Source organism: Binatus sp. (SeqCode), assembly GCF_036522015.1.
In the GTDB taxonomy this organism is placed as follows: Bacteria; Desulfobacterota; Binatia; order Binatales; family Binataceae; genus Binatus.
Genome location: NZ_DATDGQ010000382.1, coordinates 1 through 7,349, shown reverse-complemented (window position 1 = coordinate 7,349; position 7,349 = coordinate 1). Strand labels below are relative to the sequence as shown.

9 protein-coding genes are annotated in these 7,349 nt (G+C 60.0%); 1 reads left to right on the top strand and 8 read right to left on the bottom strand.

The window, feature by feature from the left end; genetic code table 11:
• Nucleotides 1-872 (top strand): ATP-binding cassette domain-containing protein (locus VIW95_RS16280; RefSeq protein ID WP_331588484.1); only part of this gene is annotated, 872 nt, incomplete at its 5' end.
• Here VIW95_RS16280 and VIW95_RS16275 read toward each other — a convergent pair.
• From VIW95_RS16275 to VIW95_RS16240, 8 genes are all read right to left on the bottom strand, one after another.
• On the bottom strand, nt 869-1,369 hold the full coding sequence (locus VIW95_RS16275) for a DUF488 domain-containing protein (protein ID WP_331588486.1): 501 nt from the start codon (nt 1,367-1,369) through the stop codon (nt 869-871). The genes VIW95_RS16280 and VIW95_RS16275 overlap by 4 nt on opposite strands.
• Before the next feature lie 40 nt (nt 1,370-1,409).
• Entirely contained in the window at nt 1,410-2,789 is a 1,380-nt protein-coding gene (locus VIW95_RS16270) for a pitrilysin family protein (protein WP_331588482.1), read from the bottom strand.
• Nucleotides 2,786-4,171, bottom strand: a complete 1,386-nt coding sequence (locus tag VIW95_RS16265) for a pitrilysin family protein (RefSeq protein ID WP_331588480.1) — start codon at nt 4,169-4,171, stop codon at nt 2,786-2,788. Before VIW95_RS16265 ends, VIW95_RS16270 begins: the two co-directional genes overlap by 4 nt.
• Nucleotides 4,172-4,305: 134 nt before the next feature.
• Complete coding sequence (locus tag VIW95_RS16260) at nt 4,306-4,887, bottom strand: TetR/AcrR family transcriptional regulator (protein ID WP_331588478.1); 582 nt, start codon at nt 4,885-4,887, stop codon at nt 4,306-4,308.
• A gap of 92 nt (nt 4,888-4,979) precedes the next feature.
• Complete coding sequence (locus VIW95_RS16255) at nt 4,980-5,528, bottom strand: cupin domain-containing protein (RefSeq protein ID WP_331588476.1); 549 nt, start codon at nt 5,526-5,528, stop codon at nt 4,980-4,982.
• A gap of 39 nt (nt 5,529-5,567) precedes the next feature.
• Nucleotides 5,568-6,020 carry a VOC family protein gene (locus VIW95_RS16250; protein ID WP_331588474.1) on the bottom strand — a complete coding sequence of 151 codons (453 nt, stop codon included), beginning with the start codon at nt 6,018-6,020 and terminating at the stop codon, nt 5,568-5,570.
• Nucleotides 6,021-6,040: 20 nt separating this feature from the next.
• Entirely contained in the window at nt 6,041-6,787 is a 747-nt protein-coding gene (locus VIW95_RS16245) for an SDR family NAD(P)-dependent oxidoreductase (RefSeq protein ID WP_331588472.1), read from the bottom strand.
• 22 nt (nt 6,788-6,809) lie between these two features.
• Nucleotides 6,810-7,349, bottom strand: a 540-nt coding sequence (locus VIW95_RS16240) for an SDR family NAD(P)-dependent oxidoreductase (RefSeq protein WP_331588470.1), incomplete at its 5' end; no start/stop codon positions are given.

The following is a 7,349-nucleotide window of genomic DNA, read 5'->3' as shown; positions in this document are numbered from 1 at the left end:
GCGCGCTGTCGCAAAAGCTCAATCACAGCCGCGAGCGCGCCGGCGCATACAAGACCCTCGAGGGCGTCGAGCATCTCGACAAGGTCATTCACGTCGATCAAAGTCCGATCGGCCGCACGCCGCGCTCGAATCCCGCGACCTACACCGGTCTGTTCACCCATATCCGCGAGCTGTTTGCGCAATTGCCTGAAGCGCGGATGCGCGGTTATGGGCCGGGGCGATTTTCGTTCAACGTCAAGGGCGGGCGCTGCGAAGCGTGCGAAGGCGACGGCATCATCCGAATCGAAATGCACTTTCTGCCCGACGTTTACGTCACCTGCGAGGTCTGCGGCGGCAAGCGCTACAATCGCGATACGCTCGAGATTCAGTACAAGGGCAAAAATATTGCCGAGCTGCTCAACATGACCGTGCTCGACGCGGCCGAATTCCTCGGCTCAGTTCCGCCGATTCGGCAGAAACTCGAAACCTTGCGCGACGTCGGCCTCGACTACATTCATCTCGGCCAGTCCGCGACTACTCTCTCCGGTGGCGAGGCGCAGCGCATCAAGCTCGCCAAGGAACTCGCGCGGCGCGCGACCGGCCGCACGTTTTACATACTCGACGAACCAACGACCGGCCTGCACTTCGACGATATCAAGCGGCTGCTCGGCGTGCTGGGCCGCCTCGCCGATGCGGGCAACACGATCGTCGTGATCGAGCACAACCTCGACGTCATCAAGACTGCCTACTACCTGATCGATCTCGGGCCCGAGGGCGGCGATCGCGGCGGCCAGGTCGTCGCGAAAGGCACGCCCGAGGAAGTCGCCGGCGTCAAGGCATCGTACACCGCGGGCTTCCTGCGCCAGGCGCTCAACCATCGCGCGGCCGCTTAATCTGGTTCTGTCGCAACCGCACCGTCGTAAATAATTCGTCCATCCACGACGCGCGCGAATGGCGCGAGCACGTGCGGCGATAATTTCCCGGTGGGCATGATGTGCTCGACCGTCCAGTCGCGCACCACGAGATTGTCCGAGATGATTCGCCGATGGCATCGCCACCACAATCCCTCGGAACACATGTATGCTGTGCGCGAGGCCCTCGCAGCCTGCGTCAGTTCGCGCAAGCCGTCTTCAAAATCCGCACTCTCCGTATAGTCCGCGTACGCTCGGAACGCGGGAAGTTGCCATGCGGTATGCGGCGAATCGACGCGCTTCGAGCTGCGCCTTCCGCCAAGCTGCTTGATCGATCGATACTCGATTCCCGCGCGCTCGAGCGACGCGCTGAGTTCCGCCTGGTTAAACTGCGGCCATCGCTTGGAGCTGGGGAACGATCGCACGTCGGCGACGATCGCAATGCGATGTTCGCTGAGCAATCCGAGGAAACGCTCGATCGGATGCGTCGAGTGCCCGATCGTGAAGATCAGCGCGGCATTATTGCGCGCCCGGGGCGTCGGCTGCCTTCTCCGTCTGCGAGGTTTTGATCTTCGCGTCGCTCTGATTCGCGACCGCGACGACGATCATCGAATCGGGATGCAGATACTTTTTCGCAACCGCCAGCACGTCATCCTTGGTGACCGATTCGATCAGCTTCGGATACTGATCCGCGTAATCGAGCCCCAGCCCGTAAAACTCGATCTGCACCATGAAGGACGCGATCGCGCTCTGCCGCTCGATCCCCAATGGGAAGCTGCCGATGAGAAATTTTTTCGCGCCATCCAGTTCGGCGTCGCTGACCGGCTTTTCCTGGATCTCGCGAAGCTGCTGGAGGACCAGATCGATCGCCTCGTTCGAGCTCTGGTTTTTGGTTTGCAGGCCAATGTTGAACGCGCCCTGGAATTTGCCCGGCTCGAAGCCGCTGTTGATCGAGTAGGCGAGTCCATGTTCGCTGCGAACGACCTTCACCAGCCGCGAGGAAAATCCGCCGCCGCCCAGGATGTAGTTCATCACCTTGAGCCGGTAAAAATCCGGATTCGAGCGCTCGACGCCGCCCGAACCCATTATGATGTTGGCTTGCATCACGTTTCGATCAATCAGTTTCATGTGCAGACCCGGCGCAACGTTGATCGGCGCCGGCTCATCTTGCGGCGCGACGGTGCCCGAAAGGTTGGCCAGTGCTTTTTCAAGTGATGCTTTAAGTTCGTCCGCGTTCACATCGCCGGCCACCGCGATGATCGCGCCACCGAGCTTGTAGTGGTCGCGATAGAAGCCGCGCACATCGTCATTGCTGAGTTTCGCGACCGACTCGGACGAGCCAGCGCCCGGATGCCCGTACGGCGCGTCGCCGAACAGATCTTTCGTGAACTCCACATTCGCGGTGTAGCCCGGTTGCTCTTCCGCCGCCTTGATTTCCGCGACCTGCTCGGCGCGTTTGCGCTCGATATCGGCGTCGCGAAGTCCCGGCTCCGTCAAAATTCCCGCCAGAAGCTGCAGCGTCTCGCCCTGGTATTTCTTCAGCGACGTCATCCCGGCCGTCGAATAATCGCGGCCGGCCGACACGCCGACCGAGCTGCCCATGAAATCGACTTTCTGATCGAACTCCGGCGCGGTGAGTTCCTTGGTGCCCTGCGAGATGCATCGCCCCGTCAACTCCGCCAACCCTTCCTTGCCCTTCGGATCGCGACGCGTGCCCGCGTCAAACTCGATCATCACCGTCACCATCGGCAGTTGATGCTGCTCCGAGACCAGCAGCGTCGCGCCGTTGCTCAGCGTCACCTTCTTGATCTCGAGCGCATGCAACGGCGTGGCCGCGAATATCAACATCGCAGTCGCCGCGACGCTCGCCAGGATTTTCCGAATCGTCGCGCCGCTCATCGCAGTTCTCCGCCGCTCAATCCGCCGCCCCCGTGATTCAGCACTCCGGTCGGCACCAGCACGCCTTCAGTCATATTGGTCGCGACCAGGTAAGTTTTCGCGACGCGCTGCACGTCGGCCGCCGTCACCTTATCGATTCCGTCGAGATACTTGTCGACCATGTGATAGTCGCCGAGCATTTCGTACACGCCGAGCATCTCGGCCTCACGCATCACCGAGTCCTGTCCGAACACGAATTGCGCCTGCTCGAGATTCTTGGCCTTCTGCAATTCCTCGGCTCCGACCGGAGCCTCGCGCATCGCCGTGAGTTCCTTTTCGACTTCGACCTGCGTGTCCGCTGCCTTGATGCCGGGACGCATCTGCGCCGACACGACGAACAGTCCGGGATCGAACGACGTCATGTCGTAGCCCGCGCCGATATCGACCACCATCTGTTTTTCGACGACCAGCTTCTTGTACAGTCGCGAGCTCTGCCCGTCGCTCAAAATCTCCGACGCAATTTCGAGCGCGTAAGCGTCGGGGCTGACGATATTCGGCACGTGATACGCCTCTTCGAACGCCGGCAGATTCGCCGCATGCTTCAGCTCGACGCGCCGCGTTCCATCTTGCGGCGGTTCGAGGTCCGTCAATGGCGGCGGCTTGGGTCCGTTCTTGACTCCCGCGAATGCCTCGCTGATCAGCTTCAGCACCTGGTCGCTGTCGAAATCGCCGACCGCAACGATCAACGCGTTTTGCGGAGAGTAGTAAATCTTGTGATACGCCATCGCGTCGTCGAGCGTCAGCCCGTCAACATCGTGGAACCATCCGATCACCGGCCAGTGGTACGGATGCGCCACGTACGCTGCCGCGCGCACCATCTCGTCGAGTGCGTCCTCCGGATTGTCTTCGGTGCGCATCCGCCGCTCTTCGAGCACGACGTGCTTTTCCTTGTCGAAATCCTTGGGCTCGAAGTTGCCCATCCGATCGGCCTCGAGCGTGATCGGCACGTCGATATGATTCTTGTTGATCGTCTCGAAGTAATCGGTGAAGTCGGATTCAGTGAACGCGTTATCCTCGCCGCCGTTCTGCTGAATTATTTGCGAGAACTCTTCGGGCCCCAGCTTCTTGGTGCCCTTGAACATCAGATGCTCGCACAGATGCGACAGACCGGTCTTGCCGAACTGCTCGTTGCGCGAGCCGACGCGGTAGAAGACGTTGAAGGTCGCCAGCGGCGCCTTGTGATTTTCCAGCACCAGCACACGAAGCCCGTTGGCCAGCGTTTGAGCCTTGACCGCGTCGGAGATTCCCGCGCGTGCGACCGCTGAAGCAGTCAGGGACAGAAGGGTACCGAGCGCCGCCACCAGGACGAGACGGCGATGATTGCCAAAAATCGTGATGCGCATAGGTATACGATCATCTAAGTCTGCCGCTCGCCGCCAAGTCAAGGAATAAGTTCGGAGCGCGGCTGTCTTAAATCCGGTCCCCTTACCGCTCGGGAAGGGGTTAGGGGTTAGGTTGCGGGCATCGCCGCGATTGTTCAACGCAGGAGGGTCGAGAAAATCAAATGCTTAAACCGCTCGAGCGGAACCGAGTTGCGTTCCGTCTTCGATAGAAGAATCGCGCCCTGCATAGACGCAATCAGGAAGCCCGCGAGTTCATCACACTGAGTCTTCCGCGGCACCTCGCCAAGCTTCACCGCCGCTTTCAAGCAATACGCGACCGCCTGGCGCATCTCTTCATATATTTCAACCAGCCGCTTCCTGATCACTTCGCTATGCTCGCTCGCTTCTGCGCTGAAATTGCCGACCAGGCATCCGTTTTGCCAACCGATCCGATTGAGATACTGGATCTGCGCATCGATGAAGGCGCGCAAGCGCTTGAGTGGCGGAAGCGAATCATTGCGCAGAGTTCTCTGAATCGTCGCCTGGGCACCTTTGAAATAGAGATCGAGAATTTCAAGGCAGAAGGCTTCTTTCGAAGTGAAGTGATTGGTGAACGACCCCTGCGGCACTCCCGCAGCCGCGACGATGTCGCGAACGCTCGCGCCCGCGAACCCGCGCTCGTGCACGACGCGAAGGCCTTCGGTCAATATTTTCTCGCGATGCGACGGTTTGGCCACTGACTCCCAATCTGTACGTTCATATTCAAGGCGTCAAGGACAGCACTGGATTCTCCACCGAACTCGTGAAGGCGAACGATGCGACTCATCGATTACTCCTGGGGGGGGCCAGCGCCAAGCATCACGAAAGCGATCGTTGCGGGATGCTCGCCCTTGTTGCGCCAGCCATGCCGCGTCGCCTGCTGGACGACAATGTCGCCCGCAACCAGATGCACCGTCTCGCCGTCGTCGAGTTCCAGCCATAGCTCACCGGCCAGCAGGATCGCGTAGTCCACGGTCTGGGTTACATGCATTTGCGATCCATCGCGCTCGAACGTATCCGCAAGTCCTGGCAGACGCGTGAGATATTCTTGAGCGATCTGCGAAGGATCCGACGTCGAAGACGCGGCAGCCTTGGCGGGCGGAAAAGTCACGATATGGAGAAGTGAGCCATCGGCGGATGGCAGCGCCGACTTGGGCAGTTCCTGCTCGACCTTGTCGGGGTCGGATTCAAGGGTGCCATTCGTTGACCACATATACGTGTGCTCAAAGCCGGCGACCGTCTTGAACTTGTAAAGCTCGCGATGCTGATCGCTCAGCACCACGGATTTTCCGCTCCGATGTCCGGTTACAACGCGGCGATGACCGTTGTCTGTGACCATATTGTCAGTCTCCCGAAATCTCTGAATCCGCTGTCCTTATCACTCGCTCGGTTCTGCCCGATAGCGGTCAGATGATGGCGAATAGGCGAATTCGAACTTCAGCCCGTCAGGATCGGTGAAATAGACCGCGAAGTATCCGGGCGAGTACGGATATTCCGTGGGCGCGTCGAGTACTGTCGCTCTCATTTCCTTCAAGAGCTCGTACATTTTCTCGACCTCCGATCGGCTCTCTGCACTGAATGCCATGTGGTTAGTTCCAGGAGCATTTCGATCGTGCAGTCTGTGCGCAAACTCTCCCTTCGAAGGGCGGATCGAGATTGAGTAGCCTGCACCGACCCACGCGTTCAGCCGTGTTTTCATCGCCAGCTGAGTCGATTCCGGAACTTCGACGCGTTTGAAGCCGATGAATTCAAATACTCTGTCGTAAAATGCTGCCGAGCGCTCCAAGTCGCTAACCGCCAGCGCAATATGACTGATATTTCCGCGAGCCATGTCGCACCTCCTGATCTATTTTATCGCGCTGTTTTGCCGCCGTCGGCAGCGAACGTCGCACCAGTGCTGAACGACGCTTTGTCGGATGCGAGAAACACGATCATATGCGCAATCTCTTCGGGCCTCCCCATTCGCTTGAGCGGTACGCCTGCCACTAAACCAGCTTTCTTTTCGGCAGTTCCGGTAAAGCGGTCCAGCATGCCGGTATCGATGGGCCCGGGAGCAACGACGTTGACGCGGACACCAAACTCCGCTGCATCGAGCGCCGCCGACCGCGTCAGCCCTTCGACCGCGTGCTTGCTGGCGGCATAGAGTGGCGCACCGGCGGCGCCCAGGTGGCCATAGGTGGACGACACATTGACGATGCTGCCGTGACCCTGAGGCTGCATCACGCGCAGCTCATGCTTCATGCTCAGCAGCGTGCCGAGGACGTTGGTGTCGAAGGTGGCCGCATAGCTCTCGGCGGTCTGCTCAGTCACCGGACCTTGCTTGCCTTCGGTGCCGGCGTTGTTCACGGCTGCATCGAGGCGACCGAAGCGCGCGACGGTCTTGTCAACCAGGTCGCGGACATCTTCGTCATGGCGCACGTCGGTACGCCAATATTCGGCCTCGGCGCCGAGCTCGCGGAGTTCAGCCACTAATTTCTGGCCGACTTCGTCGCGGCGGCCGGAGATGACGATGCGCGCGCCTTTACGCGCGAAGGCGATCGCGGTGGCACGTCCGATGCCCGTGAGGGCGCCAGTGATCAAAACAACGGGGGTTTTCATTCGGCTTCTCCTTAAGAGGCAATCAGTCAGCCAGCATTCCTCCATCCACAGGGATGGACGGACCGGTCATGTATGAAGCGTCTGCGGAGGCTAAAAAGACGATCACATGAGCGATCTCCTCCGGTGTCGCGAGACGTTTAACGGGCACGGTCGAGACGAGTGCAGCCTTATTTTCGTCCGTACTGGTGAAGCGCGTGAGCATACCCGTGTCCGTAGTGCCCGGCGCCACCACGTTCACGCGAACGCCGGTCCCCGCGACTTCCAGTGCGGCGGACTTGGTCATTCCTTCCACCGCATGTTTACTCGCGACGTAAACCGACGCGCCCGGAGCGCCGACGCTTCCATAGGCCGATGAAACATTGACGATGCTCCCACTGCCCTGTGGCAGCATCACGCGCAGCTCATGCTTCATGCTCAGCAGCGTGCCGAGCACGTTGGTATCGAAGGTGGCCGCGTAGCTCTCGGCGGTCTGCTCAGTCACCGGACCTTGCTTGCCTTCGGTGCCGGCGTTGTTCACGGCTGCATCGAGGCGACCGAAGCGCGCGACGGTCTTGTCAACCAG